Origin of the sequence: Hymenobacter profundi (assembly GCF_019334315.1) — a bacterium.
Classification (GTDB): Bacteria; Bacteroidota; Bacteroidia; order Cytophagales; family Hymenobacteraceae; genus Hymenobacter; species Hymenobacter profundi.
In genome coordinates, this window is sequence record NZ_JAHWGL010000040.1 from 1 (window position 1) to 16,105 (window position 16,105).

Here is a 16,105-nt window from a genome sequence, read left to right on the forward strand (position 1 = left end):
TGAGTGATGTAGGGTATACCATAAGAAGTGGAATTGGTTTGTTCTGCCGTGGAGACCCCACCCCCCCCAGCCCCCTCCCCTCCGGGAGAGGGGGAGCCAGACGGTTTGGCTGATAGTTCCTGTCAATGAAAAGCTAGCAGCTAAAAGCCATCAGCTAATGGCTCCGGAAAAGGCTCCCCCTCTCCCTCCGGGAGAGGGGGCTGGGGGGTGGGGTCTCCACGGCAGAACAAACATCAACTCACCACCTGATTTTTGTCATGCCGACGGCGGCGGTTTATCGCATACTTGCTTCCCAATTCGAACACGCGCTTTCCGCCGATGCTCTGGGCAGGTTTCATCTTTGGTCTTCTGGGTAGCTTCCACTGCGTGGGTATGTGCGGCGCTATTGCGCTAGCGCTGCCGGGCAAGCCGGATGCGGCCGATGCCCACTGGCGCTACGTGGGCGGGCGGCTACTCTACAACCTTGGCCGGATTACCACCTACACGCTGTTGGGCGGGGTGGTGGGCGCGGTGGGGCAGTCGTTGCGGCTGGCGGGGTGGCAGCAGGGCCTTTCCATTGCATCGGGCCTGCTGATTCTGCTGCTGGTGGCGGTGCCTGAGCGCCACACCGGCCGCCTCACTGCCGCCCTCTACCTCGACCGGCCCCTGGCTTGGCTGAAGCAGACGCTGGCGCACTTTTTCCATCGGAAAGAGCTATCGGCGCTGTACGTCACCGGTATGCTCAATGGCTTGCTTCCCTGCGGCCTGGTGTATCTGGCGCTGGCTGGCACGCTGAGCGCGCCAGGGGTAGGCGGCGCGGCCGCGTACATGCTGCTATTTGGGTTGGGCACACTGCCCCTGATGCTGGGCCTGTCGCTCACGGGGCGACTGGTGTCGCTGAGGTGGCGCACCCGCATGCGGCAGGCCGTGCCCTACGTGGCCACGGTGCTGGCCGTGCTGTTCATCCTGCGCGGGCTGGGGCTGGGAGTTCCCTACCTCAGTCCGCAGCTGGTGCACACTGCTCCCACCGCGAATGCTGCTCAGCCTAGCACCATCCATTACTGTCATTGATTAAATGTAGCTGCGAGCTATTGGCTGTGGGCTGATAGCTTTTCAGTCGCCCGACTACAACCTTCAACGCTATCAGCCAATAGCTCACAGCTAAATAAAGAGCTTATGAAAACCATCCTCGTCCCTCTCGACCTCACAGCGGCCTCGGAGCACGCGCTGTTGTATGCTAATAAGCTGGCCGTGCGCTGGCCAGCCGAGATTGTGCTGCTCTACTGCCACCACGGCCCTACCCCCGCCGCCGCGGAAATGCAGGTGCTAGAGCAACGGCTGCGCACCTTAGCAGAGCGCCTGCGCTACCAGCAGCTCACGCGCCAGGATGGTCGCCGCATCCGCTACCACTACCGGGTGCTGGCGGGCTGCCTGCACGACCACGCTCAACTCGAAGTAGCCCGGCACGCAGCCGATTTACTGGTGATGAGCCTGGAGCACATCGACTGCGGCCGCCCCGATGTAGCTGGCAACCACGCCGCCGCTATCATCGACCTAGTGACGTGCCCCGTGCTAGTGGTGCCGCCCGGCCGCCGACCATTGCCGAGCAGCACCGTTTTCTCGGCCGATTTCGATAAGCTGGATACCAACCTCCTACCCCGCCTGTCGGCGATGGCGAAGGCATTTCCGGCGCCGTTGCAGCTGGTGCAGTTCTACTCGCCCCTGCACCGCCCCGACCGGATGCGCCTGAAGCGCGCCCTGGAAAAAGCCCGTCCCCAGCTCACCTGGCCCGACCTCACCACGCACCTACTCGAAGACGACGACCAATTGGAAGGCACCAGCGAGTTCTGCGCCCGCGCCCAGGCCCAATTGCTGATTGTGGCTCCCACCAGCAGCGCCCTACTCCGTCGCCTGTTTGATGCCTGCTACACCACTACCCGCGCCTACCACACCCAGATTCCGGTATTAGTGCTGCGCCAGCCCCAACCCACCACAGTATGCTGCGAGCGGTGCGCCCGGCAGGCTGAGCGCGAAGCCATCCAACAAGCCATAGCTGTTCACTAGCCAACTGCTTGTTCCTACCCCTTGCAGGTCTTTAAGTCCCTGTCAAGAACAACCGGCTGCTTGCCATCTCCTTCAGCAAAGTCATTCTTCACCTTACTCATAACGCTCTCGTTATGCCTACCGTCCTCACCGCTACCGAATCTTTCACTCGCGCTGCCGCCGAAATTTGGATGCGGGGCTTTCAGCAGCGCCTGTGCAGTCAACTCGAAACCACCGACGGTGGTACTACCTTCCAAACCGATGCCTGGGAGCATGAGGGCGGTGGTGGGGGCCTGTCAAACGTTATTCAACACGGGGCGGTGCTGGAAAAAGGTGGGGTGAACTTTTCGGCAGTGTGGGGCGAAATGAGCGAGCCGGCCGCCCGCAACCTGCTCATGCCTAACCCCGAGTATTTTGCCACGGGTGTATCGGTAGTGCTGCACCCGCGCAGCCCGATGGTGCCCATTGCCCACATGAACGTGCGCTACTTCGAGGCCGGCAACGGCGAAGCCTGGTTTGGCGGCGGCATCGATCTGACGCCCATCTATGTAATAGAGGAGCAAGCGCGCTGGTTTCACCAACAGCTCCAGGCCGTGTGCCAGCGCCACGACCCAACCTACTACCCCCGCTTCAAGCAGTGGGCCGATGACTATTTCTACCTGCCCCACCGCCAGGAAACCCGCGGTGTGGGCGGCATCTTCTTCGACCGTCTCACGGTAGGGAAAGATGGCTCGTTCGAGGACCTGTTTGCCTTCGTGCAGGACGTGGGCGACGCTTTCGGCCCCATCTACACCGAGCTGATGCGCCAGAACCGCACCCTACCCTACAACGCCCCCGAAAAGCAGTGGCAGCTTATCCGCCGCGGCCGCTACGCCGAGTTCAACCTCGCCATCGACCGGGGCACCAAGTTCGGCCTCGAAACCGGCGGCCGCACCGAGAGCATTTTGATGAGCCTCCCCCCGCAGTGCGAGTGGCACTACAACCAGCACCCCGCCCCCGGTTCGCCGGAGGCAGCTACCCTAGCGTGGCTACGCAAGGGGGTAGAGTGGGTGTAGTGAGTAGTGAGATGGTGAGTAGTGAAGTTGTGAATAACACTACGCCTGTCATCCTGAGTGCAGCGAAGGACCTTATGACGATAGAACGATTGACGTACCAACGACTCGTTCAAATGTGATAAGGTCCTTCGCTGCGCTCAGGATGACAGGCCGTTTTTCCACTCACCACTTCACAAACTCACAACTTCACCACTCACCATCTCACTATTTCACCATCTCACCACTCCTAAGTATCTTTATGGGTCAAACTCTATCCGTTGCGCTTTAAATCAGACCTGCATGAGTACTAAGCTGCGTCTTATCATCCTGAGCTTTTTACAGTTCTTTATCTGGGGCTCGTGGCTGATAACCATCGGAGCCTATTGGTTTCAAACCAAACAATGGTCGGGGGCGCAGTTCGGCGCTATCTTTTCTACCATGGGTATCGCCTCCATTTTTATGCCCTCGCTCATGGGCATTGTGGCCGATAAGTACATCAATGCGGAGAAGCTATACGGCGTGCTGCACCTGTTGGGCGGCGTTGTGCTTTTCACCATTCCGTGGGTGACGGACCCCGGCATGTTCTTCTGGGTGATTCTGCTGAACATGATTTTCTATATGCCTACCCTGTCACTGTCCATCGCCGTGTCGTACTCGGTGCTGAAGCGTGAGGGGCTGGATGTGGTGAAGGACTACCCGCCCATTCGGGTGTGGGGCACCATCGGCTTCATCGTGGCCATGTGGACGGTGAGCTTGCTGGGCTTCGAGAAATCGGCCAACCAGTTTTATGTAGCAGCCGGCGCAGCGCTGCTGCTGGGCCTATACTCGTTCAGCCTACCCAAGTGCCCGCCCACGGCCAAAGACACCCCTAGCCGCTCGTTGGTGGATGTGCTGGGCCTGAAGTCGTTTGCCTTGCTGCGCGACACCAAGATGGCGACCTTCTTCCTGTTTGCGCTGCTGCTGGGCGCGGCTTTGCAGCTCACCAACGCCTACGGCGACACGTTCCTGCACGATTTTGACCAAGTGCCCGCCTATCAGGATACCCTCACGGTACGCTACCCGGCTATCATCATGTCGATTTCGCAGATTTCCGAAACGCTGTTTATTCTGGCTATTCCGTTCTTTCTGCGGCGCTTTGGTATCAAGCAAGTGATGTTTTTCAGCATGATTGCCTGGGTGCTGCGCTTCGGCCTATTTGCTTACGGCAACCCCGGTTCAGGCCTTTGGATGATTATTCTGTCGTGCATTGTCTACGGTATGGCTTTCGACTTCTTCAATATCTCCGGTTCGCTGTTCGTGGAAACGCAAACGGCCCCGAGCATCCGGGCCAGCGCGCAAGGCTTGTTTATGATGATGACCAACGGCTTTGGGGCCGTGCTGGGCAGTTCCATCAGCGGTATCGTGATTCAGAAATACTTCACCGCCGCCGATGGCACCAAAGACTGGCACAGCATCTGGATAACGTTTGCGCTGTACGCGCTGGTTATTGCCGTACTGTTCGTGCTGCTCTTCAAGCATAAGCATAACCCGCAAGCAGTAGAAGACGCACACCCTGAGCCGCTGCTGTCGGTGGAACAGGCATAATACCCCTTATCTAATGCACTATATCTTATGATGCTTCCGGCTACCCCGGACCTCTCTCCGTCCTTCACTCAGCACGGTTTTCAGCCGGTAAATTGGTTTTACCTAACGTTTGGCGAACTTCCTTCCCGCGAAATCTACCAGCTTGCCTCTTCGGAAGCACGCCAACTGGTGCTCACTGCGTTGGGTGAAACATACGACCTTGACCAAGTCACTGTCGTCAAGTCATTCTACTTGGAAGAAGTAGGCAAGCCCCCCGAACTGCATTACTACGCCTTGTCACCGGCGCCACATGTGCTTCTGTGGTTATATGATCGTGGCCTGTACGGTGACCAAGGTGTTCAACTTTTCTATTCTTCTCGTACCGACGCTGCTGTATTAGCCCAGCTTAGAGCCCTACTTACCGCTCAGCTTGATACAGGAAAACTGGAGCGTCAGCGCATTCAGGTACTGCGCTTAGCAAATAACGATTTAGAGTTCTCGCCCCTACCCCTCACAATTCCCGAGCTCGATCTTGCCGCCAACTACAACGACGACTTGCTGCCCGCACACGAGGCCATTGTGAAGCGTTTGCAGAAGCCGGATGACAAGGGGCTCGTTATTCTGCATGGACCGCCCGGCACTGGCAAAACCAGCTACATCCGGCACCTGTGCAGCCTCACTGATAAGCCCAAGCTATTCATCCCGCCCAATCTGGCGTTGCGCATCGCTGATCCAGAGTTTATCAACCTGCTGCACGACAACACCAATTCCATTCTGCTTATTGAGGATGCTGAGGAGCTACTAACCAAACGCGATGCCTCCGGCAGCAATGCAGTAAGCAACCTACTCAATCTCAGCGATGGATTGCTATCAGATGGCTTCCATATTCAGATTATTTGCACCTTCAACGCCGACTTAGCCCGCATCGACAAGGCACTGCTCCGCAAAGGTAGGCTTATTGCCTCCTACGCCTTCGAGGCGCTGGCGCAACCCAAGGCGCAGGCGCTGGCTACCTCACTCGGTCAAACTACGCCCGTCACGGAGCCTATGACGCTGGCTGATATCTACAATCGGGAAGATGAGACGTTTGTCAGCGAGCCGAAAGCTACTGGCCGCATTGGCTTCGGAAGCAGTAGATAACAGCTCGACAGTATAAAATAAGTTTATTTTTAGCCTAAAAGTAGTTCATCAAAAAACCCGCATTACGGAGCGTAATGCGGGTTTTTTGATGCTATTGCGAAGGAGAGCTTAGAATTGCTCGTTGGCGGGGAAATAGAAGTCGCCCTCGATTTGCGCGTTTTCGTCGGAGTCGGAGCCGTGTACAGCGTTGGCTTCGATGCTCTTGGCGTATTTTTTCCGGATGGTGCCTTCCTCGGCGTTGGCGGGGTTGGTAGCACCAATCAGCGTACGGAAATCAGCCACGGCGTTGTCCTTTTCCAGGATAGCGGCCACGATGGGACCCGACGACATATATTTTACCAGATCCTGGTAGAAGGGACGCTCCTTGTGTACTTCGTAGAATTGGCCGGCGCGCTCGGGCGTCAGCTGTACTTTCTTCAGGGCTACGATGCGGAAGCCACCGGCTTCGATCATTTGCAGGATGCCACCAATGTGGTTGTCCTGCACGGCATCGGGCTTAATCATGGTGAACGTGCGGTTGGTTGCCATACGATTCAGGGTCAAAGGGTAAGGGTAGGAAATTAAAAAACCGCCGCGGCGGTTTGTGGGCGCAAAAGTAGAAGTATCCGGCGAGAGTTGCGGAGTTGCGCCGAATAAATCCTGCGGGCACCTTTTACATAGCAGCGGCGTTTGACCGTATCCGACGCGCTCAGGTGCTCCTATTTTGAGAGCTGAGTGGGCCGTTTCGTTGCAATTCCGGAATTTTTCCGACTTTTGCCGCCTTGTTTCCGTCGTAAAATACCGACTTTCAGCCATCTAGTAGTAGGCAATGTCCACAATTACCGCCCTGCAAGAGCTGCTTGCGCAACCCCGGCAGATTTTCATTACGACCCATCACAAGCCTGACGCCGATGCTTTAGGCTCGTCGCTGGCTATGATGGGGTATCTCCGCAAAAAAGGTCACCACGTTACTGTCGTGACCCCTTCCGACTACCCCGACTTCCTGGCCTGGATGCCCGGCAACGAAGATGTTATCATCTACGAGCGGCACCAGAACGATGCGCAGGTACGGGACCTGATCAACAAAGCGGAGGTTATTTTCTGTCTGGACTTCTCCTGTCTCAACCGCATTGCGGAGATGGGCGAGTACATTCGGCACGCGCCCGGCACCAAGGTGCTCATCGACCACCACCAGGAGCCTGAGAACTTTGCCGATCTGGATTTTTCCAATTCAAGCGCGGCAGCGGCTTCGGAGCTGGTGTTTGAGGTGATTCGCGATTTGGGTGACCAGGATTTGATTGACGTGGGTATTGGCGAGTGCCTGTACGCGGGCATCATGACCGACACGGGCTCGTTCCGCCATCCCAGCACCTCCCGCAACGTGCACCTGATTATTGCCGAGCTGCTCGATGCCGGCATCAATCTTTCTGACGTGCACCGCCGCATCTACGACTCGCACTCCGAGATGCGTCTGCGCTTCCTAGGCTTTGTGCTGAAGGACAAGCTCACGGTGCTGCGCGAGTACAACACGGCCTACATTTCCATCACCCAGGACGAACTGCGCCAGTACCAGTCCAAAACCGGCGATACGGAAGGCCTCGTCAACTTTGCCTTGAGCATTGAGGGGGTAGTGTTTGCCGCTATTCTCATTGACCGGGGCTCGGCGGTGAAGATTTCCTTCCGCTCGGTGGGTGATTTCTCCGTGAGTGACTTCTCGCGCCAGCATTTCCAGGGCGGCGGCCACCACAACGCCGCCGGCGGCGTCAGCTACGATTCGCTCGACAACACCGTGCAGCGCTTCATCGACTTACTGCCGCAGTACCAAACACAACTGGTCACGGCTCCTTTAGTAGTTGCGCCCCGTTCGGCGTAACTTGCCCGAAATTCTCTTTTCTAACTCTACCTTACTCAATGCTTTCTCAACGCATTTCTTTGAGTCTGGCCCTGGCGGCCGGCTTTCTGGGCCTCGCCTCCTGCAACAAGGGCGGTGGCGATTTTCAGAAAACCAAGTCTGGTATCGAATACAAAATCTTCAAGAAGGTAGGCAACAAGTACGAGCCCCGCGAAGTAGCCGTCACCGGCGACCCTACCTACAAGGAACGCATCGGCAAGATTATGGGCTTGCACATTGAGTACCGCACAGCGAAAGACTCGCTGCTGATGAGCTCGCGCGTGCAGCGCATGGGCATCCCCGCGCCGTTCCCTCTGGACTCGGTGCAGCAGAAAGGTGCGGAGGCCGAAGCCTTTGCCATGCTCCAGCCCGGCGACTCGGCCGTATTCAAATTCAACGCCGACACGCTGGCCATGAAGAACTCGGGCCGTCCGGCGCCGCCCTTCATCAAGAAGCAGGGCAACACCATCACCATGCTGGTGAAAGCTGAGAAGGTACAAACCCGCGACGAGGCCATGGCCGACCAGCAGAAGCAAATGATGGACGCGCAGGTGAAAATGCAGGCGCACGCCAAGGAGCAGCTGAAAAAGGATGATGTGATTCTACAGGAATACATCAAGAAAAACAACCTGACTGCCCAGCGCGATACTTCAGGCGTGTACTATATCATCACGCAAGCCGGCACCGGCGCCAAGCCCAAGACAGGCCAAACCGTTTCGGTGCAATACAAAGGCACCTTGCTCAATGGCAAAGAGTTCGACTCTTCGGCCAAAGGCAATGGTGGTAAGCCAATCGAGTTCCCGCTGGGGGTAGGCCAGGTGATTCCGGGCTGGGACAAGGGCATTGCCCTGCTACCCAAGGGCTCGAAGGCCGTACTGCTGATTCCTTCGTCGCTGGCCTATGGGCAGCGCGGCGCGGGTGCCGACATCCCCGCCGATGCGCCTCTGCGCTTCGATGTAGAGTTGGTAGACGTGAAGCAACAATAGGTAAATAACCGCCGCCGGATGCAACCCGGCGGCGGTTATTTTTCTCTTACTGGTATGATGAATACTTTTTCTTTCTTCCGCGCCTCGCGCTTTGTACTTGGTTTGCTGGTATTGCTACTGAGCGTTTCGTCCTGCCTCAACAATGACAGCAACGACGATTATCTTGAGGACTTGAAACGCCAAGCTGCCCAAGCTAAAATAGACGACGAAGCTACCATTCAGAAGTACTTAGCCGACAATAAGATCACGAAGTTTGATAAACGCGCTTCGGGTATGTATTTCGTGCAGGACAGCACTGCCCTAGGTACTGGCGATATGCCGAAAGCTGGTCAAACTGTTTCGGTGCGCTACACCGGCTATTATTTCACTACCCCCCCCAAGGCATTTGATGCCTCTGGCGCTACACCTTTTCCTTTCACGTTGGGCATCGGCCAAGTAATTGCGGGCTGGGACGAAGGCATTGCGCTGATGCGCAAGGGAGGCAAGGCTACCTTACTTATTCCGTCAGAATTGGCATACGGTGTATTTGGTCGCTCTACTATTGCGCCGAATACACCGCTACGCTTCGAGGTAGAACTGATTGACATTAAATAAGCTAAGCGGCTCCCTTTTACTTTTTTTTCTGATGATACGACCTCTTCTGCATCGCCTGTTTCTCTGCGCTTCGTTGCTGGTAGCTGCTGGCAGCGCTACGGTACTTTCTGGCTGTAACAACACGCCTAGCTACCTTAAGCAATACGAAGACCACCGCGAGCAGCAAAAAACCTTGGACGATGCTTCGATTATGAAGTATCTCACGGACAACAACATCAAAAACTTCACCCGCACCGAATCGGGCTTGTACCTTGTTCCGGTAACGGATGCTCCTGCGGGCGCCGAGACGATTAAAGAAGGGCAGCGGGTAGAGACGCAGTACATTGGCCGGTATCTCGAAAATGGCGTAGTGGGCACCAAGTTCGATAGTTCCTACGACAACCGTACGCCCTGCCAGTGCTTCCAGGTAGTAGCAGGCGCCGGCAACGTAATCAAGGGGTGGGATGAAGCCCTGCTGCTCATGAAGCCCGGCGACCGGAAGCAACTATTGATTCCTTCCTATCTGGCCTATGGGTCTCAGTTGTCGGGCGACCAACTCTCGAACGTTGGCAACGACCAGGTGCTGTATTTCGACATGATCGTGACCAAGCGCATCAACTAACAACGCATGATAGCAGCTCGTTGGTGGGGTTTGTGGCTGTGCTTGAGTCTGCTTTTCAGCACTCTCTCTGCTGTAGCGCAAACCACCCCAACTGATACGATACAAACCGCTAGCGGCTTGCGCTACTTGGTAGCAACGCCCGGTACTGGTGCTACCCCCCAGCCCGGCGATAAGCTGGTAGTGGAATACTCCGGCTTCTTGCCCAGTGGCAAGGTGTTCGATTCGTCGGCAGTAGATGGGCATCCGTTGCGCCTGCGAGTAGGGCGCAGCGAAGTTATCGAAGGCTGGGACGAGGTGCTCTTGCTCCTCCCCGCCGGCACCCGCGCCCGCGTCTGGATTCCGGCCGCGCTGGCCTACGGCGCGAAAGGCGCCCGCGACCCCGACGACGACAGCCGCTACCTGATTCCACCCAACACCGACTTGGTCTTTGACCTAACCGTGGTGAAGGTGCGGTAAGTAAAGTCTGTCATCCTGAGCAAAGCGAAGGACCTTCTCACGCTAGAACGATTTTCGTAACAACGACTCGTTCTGACGTAAGAAGGTCCTTCGCTTTGCTCAGGATGACAGACTTATTTTTTACTCATTCACCATCTCACAGCTTCGCCACTACTCCGCCAGCACTTCCGATAATACAGCCAGAGAACGGACATCACCCAGGTGTTCGATATGGAGCTGGTAGTAACGGATAAGCAAATTGAGCAGCTCGCGGCGCACCCGGCCGTTGGGCACGGTGGCGTGGGTAGGGTCGTGCAATAGCTCGTCGAAGTACTGATCGAACTCCTGGAAGCGCAGCACGGTAGGCGTGCTGGTGCCGCTACCCGTAGCAGGCACCGCCGAGGCGAAGGCCACCTGCGTAGTTATCTCCTGCCCCGATTCTATTCCAAACCCTAAGTAGGAAGCCAGGCGCAGCAGGAAAATCAGGGCAAAGTTTTCGAAGCCCGTTTGCTGCTGATCGAAGGCCAACAAGGCGTCGTGCAGGAAATGAAACAGTGGCTCATTTTCTTCCTCTTCCTGCACCACCCGTCCTACAATTTCCGACAGCACCAACACCACGCTACTCTTCTGCACATCAAACGGAATGCTGCGGTAGGACTCAGCGCAACGGTACTCCGAGAGGCGCGTTAGGCCGCCCTGCCGCGAGGTGTAGGCCACCAGATCCAGCAGCGTAAACGGCTGAAACAGCGCAATACGCCCGGGAGGTTTAGCCTTGCGCACCCCATTCACCACGTACGACTGCAACCCCAGCCGCTCGGTATACACCCGGGCAATGATAGACGTTTCGCGGTAACGCATGTAGTTAAGAACAATACCGCGGGTTTTGATGAGCATGATTTCACTTAAAAGAGTAAGAGTAGCTCACGTCCTTCAACTAGGAAGAGCGCAAGCTTTTGATATCTGCTTTAACAACCTTTAGAATAGACTAATTCCTAATTCTCTACTACCGCAATTTTGCTGATGCAGCCGTTCTTGCCATCGGCGTCGGAGGAAAGAACCAGGTACACGCCGGACTGCACGCGGCGGTTGTTGCTATCCAATAGATTCCAGGTGACGGTGCCGCCGTTGGCGCGGGTTTGGTAGACAAGGGCGCCGGTGACGTCCGTTATTTTCACAATAGCATCGTTCACTAGGCCCGAAATCCCTACCTCACCCGTGAAGCTGGTGCGAACGGGGTTAGGGGTCACCTTCACACAGTCAGGCTTGCCTTCCGTGACGGTGGCCGAGCCGCGGTACGTCACCAGGCCCGCATCGGTGGCCACGAACACCTCGCCGGTACGGTCGTTCACCGATACGTCGTTGATGCGGTTGGAGGGTAGCGGGCTGTTGTCGGTGGTGAAGTGCAGCAGCGCCTCGTCGGCATCGGCATTGAACAGCCACAAACCATTATCGGCCGTGCCGAACCACTTGCGGTTGGCCCCATCTGTGGCGATGCACAGCACGGTTTGGCCGCGTAAAATGGCAAAGCCGGTATCCGATTCGCCCTTACGCAGGAATGGCACCCGAAAAGTTGCGCTGGGGTCGAAGGCTTGGCTGGGGTCGTCGAATACGGCCACGCCCACTTCGCCACTGCTGCCGCTGGCTACCCAGATGGCACCTCGTCGGTCCTTCACTACATCGTAGAGATTGATGAGACCCGGCGTAGAGTTATCGGGGGCGGTAGCACTCGTGAAATAGCGCACGGCGCCGGTAGCGGGGTCGTAGGCCACTAGGCCCTGTCCGCCCTGGCGGGCCTGCGTGGCCCAGGCCACGTTGTCGTCGTCGAGAGCGAGGCGGTCGAGGTTTTCGGAACCGGAGAAGTAGGGCAGCGTCCGCCAGGCATTGCTGGTAGGGCTAAAGACGAATAAGCCCGAATTGTTGGTGCGCTGGTGGCGGTTTACTACCCATACGTCGCCGTTGCCGTCCAAGGCCACGTCTGTGATGCGAGCATAGTTCGGATTACTGATGGCACTCAGCAGCGGGCTGTTGCCGTTGGCAGGGTTGAACAGCCGAAAATTACCCGCGCCCTTCCATTCCAGCAGTCCCTGCCCATAGCTGCCCACGTAGAGCGTACCGTCGGCGGTGCGCACACCGTGGGTCAGGTCTTTGGGATTGGGATATTGCGTAGGGTCGGGTAGGGTGGTTGATGTGATATTGGTCCAGCGGCCATCATGATATTCATAAAAACCAGCGTACAGGTCGCTTTGCAGGTAGCGGTCCTGGTAGCCGCCGCTGAACACATCGGTGATGCCGCTACGAGCATCGCTATACACGCCAAAGCTGAGGGAGCTGGCCGGGGCGTTATTTACAAAGCTCTCCGCCTGCTGCCCATCGGCCGCAAGGCGGACGAGGCCATTGCGATAATCAGCCACATAGTAGGCGCCATCCCGCGCCCGCAAAGCCGCCCGCGGGCTTTGAACAGGCGCGGCAGCGAGCGGCCGAACCTGTCCGGCAGCAGTCAGCACGCTCACTTTTTGGTTATCGGTGATGATCAACCCAGCTGCCGAAGGGGTGAGTTGGTTGAAGGTGCTAGCACTGGTGCCGGGTACCGCCTGCCAGGTTTGGCTGGCAGGTAGGAAGCGGTAGAGCTGGTCGCCGTTGACGCCCGCGTACACGGTGCCAGCCTGCGTAGCCAGTGTGCGGTATGGGTCGCCGGCGCGCGCGGGTAGGACGATGGCCCAGGCACGAGAATCGAGCAGGTTGGCGGCCAGCGAGCCGCGCAGGACGCCGCCCGATGTGGCGGCCAACAGGTAGCCATCGGCCACGGTGGTAGCATACACTTGCACGGCAGCCCCACCAGCACCAATAGTGGTGTAGGTTTCGCGCACTTCCAGCCGCGCCATATCCAGCACCAGCAGCCCAAAGCTGCATGATAGGTAGGCCATCCGGTTATTGAATGAGATGCCGTAAATGGCTTTAATACCCGTGATTTGCTTACGCAGGATATCCGTCAGGTTCTGGATGGAGCCATCGGCTTGCAGCACGTCGAGGTTGCCGTTGACGTAGGCCACCAGCGTCTGGCGCGTCAGGGAATCGTAAGCCACGGTTTGCACGCCTACGTCGTGCAGGCCGTCGCGACGCGAGAGCAGGGCCGTAGTATTCAGCTCCTTATCGTAGTAAAAAAAAGCATCTTCGGCGGCTACGTATACGCGGCTGCCGGCATCGGCCAGGGCCTTGGCGCGGTTGCTGGGTAGGTGCAGTTGCCAATCGCCATAACCCACGCCCGACTGCGCCCAGGCAGACGACGGGGGCAGCAAGCCCGTAAGCAGAAGCAGTACACAGCACAGGGTGGGTAGGAGGTGGCGCATGCGGAACAAGGTACATACTACGCCTTTAGCTTGTAGCTATTGGCCGTGGGCTTTTCGATTGGTCAGCCAACTTCTGCTTACCCCTTAGCTTTCCTGTCGGGCAGCGGGACGAACTGTGGCGGGTGCTTTCTCCTGCATTCCGGCTTGAAAACACGGCCGGCAACGTGCTTCGTACGAATCGGTTTCGCCGAGCAGCACCTGCGCCTCAGACGCCGCAATACGAAACGAGTACGCGGCCACCTCGCCGCAGCACACGCACACGGCGTTTACTTTGGTCACGAACTCGGCCACGGCCATCAGGGCCGGCATGGGGCCGAAGGGCTTGCCAGTGTAGTCCATGTCGAGGCCAGCCACGATGACGCGGGTACCCTGATTGGCCAACTGATTGCACACATCAACCAGTGAATGGTCGAAGAACTGCGCTTCGTCGATGCCCACCACGTCGCAGCCGCTAGCGAGCAGCAGTATTTCTTCGGGAAGTTGCACGGGGGTGGAGCGGATGCTGGTGGCGTTATGCGACACCACATCGTGCTCGTGGTAGCGGGTATCGAGGGCGGGCTTGAAGATTTCGACCCGCTGGCGGGCAATTTTGGCGCGATTGAGCCGGCGGATCAGCTCCTCGGTCTTACCCGAAAACATAGAGCCCGCCACCACTTCAATCCAGCCCCGATGCGGCGCTTCGCGGCCATTGCCAACGCGAGGTTCGATGAACACAGTCGATGCGTGAATGAATGAGTGAATAATAGAATTTGCCCGGAGGCAAACGGTCAAATTTACAACTTTGGCCGGCAGGCGGCAACAACGTTGTTTTTGCAGTTGAGGGGGTGAGTGAGGTTGTGGGAGTGAGGGTAGGAAGTAAGAAGTTTGTCATCCTGAGCGGAGCGAAGGACCTTATGCCAGTTGAACGACCATCCTATCAACGACTCGTTCCACCGTGATAAGGTCCTTCGCTCCGCTCAGGATGACAAACTTCTTACTTCCTACCCTCACACCCTCACACCCTCCTACCTCCTACCCCCACACCCACCTACCCTTCTCCATACTGCACGTGCGGCAGCTTGGTGGCTTCGGGTACACGGCCTGCCACCTCGCCGGCGGGTAGGCGGGTTTGGCAGGTGAGACGCTCCTGGCTGAGCAGACGGCCAGCACGGCGGTAGCGCAATTCTACATCGGTAGGCGGCGTTAGTAGTTCCAAGCCCGTTATAACCTGAATGCGGCAGCTGGTGCACCGCCCACGGCCCCCGCAGGCGTGCATCCAGTCGTGGCCGGCGGCGTGCAGGGCCGCTAGCAACGTAGCGTCGGCCGGCACCGGCACGGCCGCACCAAATAGATTTTGCACGGTCAGAATGGGCATCTTTCCCTAAATTGCCATTGAATAAGGCTTTCAATGAAGGACAAATATAGCTCCGCGAAACGCGAACAATACGGCCGCCGCCTGGCGGCACACCTGTGCAACCAGCACTTCCTTGCCCAGCCCGACGCTACTCTGGACGGTCCCGCTGTGCTGAAATTTACACCCCTCCGGCAGGTCAATCTGTTTGTGGTGCAGCAATTACTAGGGCAGTGGACGCAGGAAATGGCCCGGCTGCGCAGCCCCTACTTCGATTTCGAAGCTGCCGACGTGCGGCAGGCCCTCACACAGTTCATGAACACCCTGTCGCGGCGCATTAAGCTGAACCGGGCCACGTTTGAGCCGCTGCTGGCTACGGCCGTGGCCGATACGCTGGGCATCGCCACCGACCCGGAGCAAATTTTCGAAGGCAAAATCCTGGGCACCAGTCCCAGCGTGACCGTGGAGCAGCTCCACGACGCGCTGCGCTACATTGATGTAGACAAAGCGTGGTTTCAAACGTTTATCGACTCGCTGGTGAAGGGCGCACCCCTGGAGCGCACCTTTGTGCTAGAGCGATTTCAGCAGTATCAGCAAGCCAACCACGCCCGCCAACGGCCCCTGGAAAAGCTAGTGGAAGAGCTAAGCAACCTGCTACCTCTCACCGCTGCTGATTTGCGCGAGGATGGCCCAGTGGCCGAAGCCCCGCCCCGCCCTGCCCCTACCCCACCGCCGGTTATGGCCGCACCGACATCACCGCCCGCCTTACCACCGGTAGCACCAGCGCCCCCCGCGCCTCCTACCCCGACGCCGGCATCTACGCCAGAGGTTCCGGCCGCGCGTCTCTACGAAAAGCTCAAGAGCGAACATACGTCTGCGCCAAGCCTAAGCACAACGCTACGCACCGAGCGCCACGCGGCAACGCTAGCCGAAAAGCCAACGCGCGTGGAATCGTTGCGGGAAGCCATTTCCATCAACCAACGATTCAGCTTTATCAACGAGCTGTTCAACGGGGAGAATATGGAGTATCACGCCGCCATTCAGCACCTCGACACCCTACCCGACGCCGACGCGGCCAAGCGCTACGTGACCGACACGCTGGCTAAATCGCACGACTGGACCCGAAAGGAAGAGCACGTAGGGCGCCTGCTCAAGCTGATTGACCGCAAGTTTGCCTAAGCTA

At 57.7% G+C, this 16,105-nt stretch carries 16 protein-coding genes; 11 read left to right on the forward strand and 5 right to left on the reverse strand.

Annotated features, from left to right (window positions below; all coding sequences use genetic code 11):
* Positions 1 to 285: 285 nt before the first annotated feature.
* From KYK14_RS11060 to KYK14_RS11080, 5 genes are all read left to right on the forward strand, one after another.
* Positions 286 to 1,050: a sulfite exporter TauE/SafE family protein gene (locus KYK14_RS11060; RefSeq protein WP_246601799.1), complete on the forward strand. Its 765-nt coding sequence runs from the start codon at positions 286 to 288 to the stop codon at positions 1,048 to 1,050.
* 105 nt (positions 1,051 to 1,155) lie between these two features.
* Positions 1,156 to 2,043 carry a universal stress protein gene (locus KYK14_RS11065; protein ID WP_219158877.1) on the forward strand — a complete coding sequence of 296 codons (888 nt, stop codon included), beginning with the start codon at positions 1,156 to 1,158 and terminating at the stop codon, positions 2,041 to 2,043.
* A 113-nt stretch (positions 2,044 to 2,156) separates the two neighbouring features.
* Positions 2,157 to 3,077, forward strand: coding sequence for an oxygen-dependent coproporphyrinogen oxidase (gene hemF / locus KYK14_RS11070; RefSeq protein ID WP_219158878.1), 921 nt, complete (start codon positions 2,157 to 2,159; stop codon positions 3,075 to 3,077).
* Between the two features lie 279 nt (positions 3,078 to 3,356).
* Positions 3,357 to 4,640 (forward strand): nucleoside permease, encoded by a 1,284-nt coding sequence (locus tag KYK14_RS11075; RefSeq protein ID WP_185282435.1) that lies wholly within the window; start codon positions 3,357 to 3,359, stop codon positions 4,638 to 4,640.
* A gap of 27 nt (positions 4,641 to 4,667) precedes the next feature.
* A complete protein-coding gene (locus tag KYK14_RS11080) occupies positions 4,668 to 5,759 on the forward strand; it encodes an AAA family ATPase (protein WP_219158879.1) in 1,092 nt (363 codons plus the stop codon).
* A 108-nt stretch (positions 5,760 to 5,867) separates the two neighbouring features.
* On the opposite strand, the gene KYK14_RS11085 is transcribed toward KYK14_RS11080, so the two are convergent.
* Positions 5,868 to 6,287 (reverse strand): nucleoside-diphosphate kinase, encoded by a 420-nt coding sequence (locus KYK14_RS11085; RefSeq protein WP_185282433.1) that lies wholly within the window; start codon positions 6,285 to 6,287, stop codon positions 5,868 to 5,870.
* A 280-nt stretch (positions 6,288 to 6,567) separates the two neighbouring features.
* On the opposite strand from KYK14_RS11085, the gene KYK14_RS11090 reads away from it, so the two are divergent.
* Genes KYK14_RS11090 through KYK14_RS11110 form a run of 5 tightly spaced genes read left to right on the forward strand, consistent with a single transcriptional unit; the run spans position 6,568 to position 10,266 of the window.
* Positions 6,568 to 7,611, forward strand: a complete 1,044-nt coding sequence (locus tag KYK14_RS11090) for a DHH family phosphoesterase (protein WP_185282432.1) — start codon at positions 6,568 to 6,570, stop codon at positions 7,609 to 7,611.
* Positions 7,612 to 7,649: 38 nt separating this feature from the next.
* Positions 7,650 to 8,615, forward strand: coding sequence for an FKBP-type peptidyl-prolyl cis-trans isomerase (locus tag KYK14_RS11095; RefSeq protein WP_185282431.1), 966 nt, complete (start codon positions 7,650 to 7,652; stop codon positions 8,613 to 8,615).
* Positions 8,616 to 8,669: 54 nt separating this feature from the next.
* Positions 8,670 to 9,209, forward strand: a complete 540-nt coding sequence (locus tag KYK14_RS11100; protein ID WP_219158880.1) for an FKBP-type peptidyl-prolyl cis-trans isomerase — start codon at positions 8,670 to 8,672, stop codon at positions 9,207 to 9,209.
* A 31-nt stretch (positions 9,210 to 9,240) separates the two neighbouring features.
* Positions 9,241 to 9,810, forward strand: a complete 570-nt coding sequence (locus KYK14_RS11105; protein WP_219158881.1) for an FKBP-type peptidyl-prolyl cis-trans isomerase — start codon at positions 9,241 to 9,243, stop codon at positions 9,808 to 9,810.
* A 6-nt stretch (positions 9,811 to 9,816) separates the two neighbouring features.
* The gene (locus KYK14_RS11110; RefSeq protein ID WP_219158882.1) at positions 9,817 to 10,266 is read left to right on the forward strand and encodes an FKBP-type peptidyl-prolyl cis-trans isomerase; all 450 of its coding nucleotides are present in this window, start codon (positions 9,817 to 9,819) and stop codon (positions 10,264 to 10,266) included.
* 150 nt (positions 10,267 to 10,416) lie between these two features.
* On the opposite strand, the gene recO is transcribed toward KYK14_RS11110, so the two are convergent.
* The 4 genes from recO to KYK14_RS11130 form a co-directional block, all read right to left on the reverse strand.
* Positions 10,417 to 11,139 carry a DNA repair protein RecO gene (recO, locus tag KYK14_RS11115; protein ID WP_219158883.1) on the reverse strand — a complete coding sequence of 241 codons (723 nt, stop codon included), beginning with the start codon at positions 11,137 to 11,139 and terminating at the stop codon, positions 10,417 to 10,419.
* Positions 11,140 to 11,237: 98 nt separating this feature from the next.
* A complete protein-coding gene (gene porZ / locus KYK14_RS11120; protein ID WP_219158884.1) occupies positions 11,238 to 13,592 on the reverse strand; it encodes a type IX secretion system anionic LPS delivery protein PorZ in 2,355 nt (784 codons plus the stop codon).
* An 84-nt stretch (positions 13,593 to 13,676) separates the two neighbouring features.
* Positions 13,677 to 14,306: a thymidine kinase gene (locus KYK14_RS11125; RefSeq protein WP_208307795.1), complete on the reverse strand. Its 630-nt coding sequence runs from the start codon at positions 14,304 to 14,306 to the stop codon at positions 13,677 to 13,679.
* Positions 14,307 to 14,619: 313 nt separating this feature from the next.
* Complete coding sequence (locus tag KYK14_RS11130; RefSeq protein WP_219158885.1) at positions 14,620 to 14,946, reverse strand: 2Fe-2S iron-sulfur cluster-binding protein; 327 nt, start codon at positions 14,944 to 14,946, stop codon at positions 14,620 to 14,622.
* 33 nt (positions 14,947 to 14,979) lie between these two features.
* Here KYK14_RS11130 and KYK14_RS11135 point away from each other — a divergent pair, with 33 nt between their 5' ends.
* A complete protein-coding gene (locus KYK14_RS11135; RefSeq protein WP_219158886.1) occupies positions 14,980 to 16,101 on the forward strand; it encodes a hypothetical protein in 1,122 nt (373 codons plus the stop codon).
* Positions 16,102 to 16,105 lie beyond the last annotated feature (4 nt).

Excerpts from the sequence above, each read along its gene's own strand:
- KYK14_RS11110 (WP_219158882.1), top strand. The coding sequence starts at position 9,817 with ATGATAGCAGCTCGTTGGTGGGGTTTGTGGCTGTGCTTGAGTCTGCTT.
- KYK14_RS11095 (WP_185282431.1), top strand. The coding sequence starts at position 7,650 with ATGCTTTCTCAACGCATTTCTTTGAGTCTGGCCCTGGCGGCCGGCTTT.
- porZ (WP_219158884.1), bottom strand. The coding sequence starts at position 13,592 with ATGCGCCACCTCCTACCCACCCTGTGCTGTGTACTGCTTCTGCTTACG.
- KYK14_RS11100 (WP_219158880.1), top strand. The coding sequence starts at position 8,670 with ATGATGAATACTTTTTCTTTCTTCCGCGCCTCGCGCTTTGTACTTGGT.
- KYK14_RS11080 (WP_219158879.1), top strand. The coding sequence starts at position 4,668 with ATGATGCTTCCGGCTACCCCGGACCTCTCTCCGTCCTTCACTCAGCAC.
- KYK14_RS11105 (WP_219158881.1), top strand. The coding sequence starts at position 9,241 with ATGATACGACCTCTTCTGCATCGCCTGTTTCTCTGCGCTTCGTTGCTG.
- KYK14_RS11065 (WP_219158877.1), top strand. The coding sequence starts at position 1,156 with ATGAAAACCATCCTCGTCCCTCTCGACCTCACAGCGGCCTCGGAGCAC.
- KYK14_RS11130 (WP_219158885.1), bottom strand. The coding sequence starts at position 14,946 with ATGCCCATTCTGACCGTGCAAAATCTATTTGGTGCGGCCGTGCCGGTG.
- KYK14_RS11075 (WP_185282435.1), top strand. The coding sequence starts at position 3,357 with ATGAGTACTAAGCTGCGTCTTATCATCCTGAGCTTTTTACAGTTCTTT.
- recO (WP_219158883.1), bottom strand. The coding sequence starts at position 11,139 with ATGCTCATCAAAACCCGCGGTATTGTTCTTAACTACATGCGTTACCGC.
- hemF (WP_219158878.1), top strand. The coding sequence starts at position 2,157 with ATGCCTACCGTCCTCACCGCTACCGAATCTTTCACTCGCGCTGCCGCC.
- KYK14_RS11135 (WP_219158886.1), top strand. The coding sequence starts at position 14,980 with ATGAAGGACAAATATAGCTCCGCGAAACGCGAACAATACGGCCGCCGC.
- KYK14_RS11090 (WP_185282432.1), top strand. The coding sequence starts at position 6,568 with ATGTCCACAATTACCGCCCTGCAAGAGCTGCTTGCGCAACCCCGGCAG.
- KYK14_RS11085 (WP_185282433.1), bottom strand. The coding sequence starts at position 6,287 with ATGGCAACCAACCGCACGTTCACCATGATTAAGCCCGATGCCGTGCAG.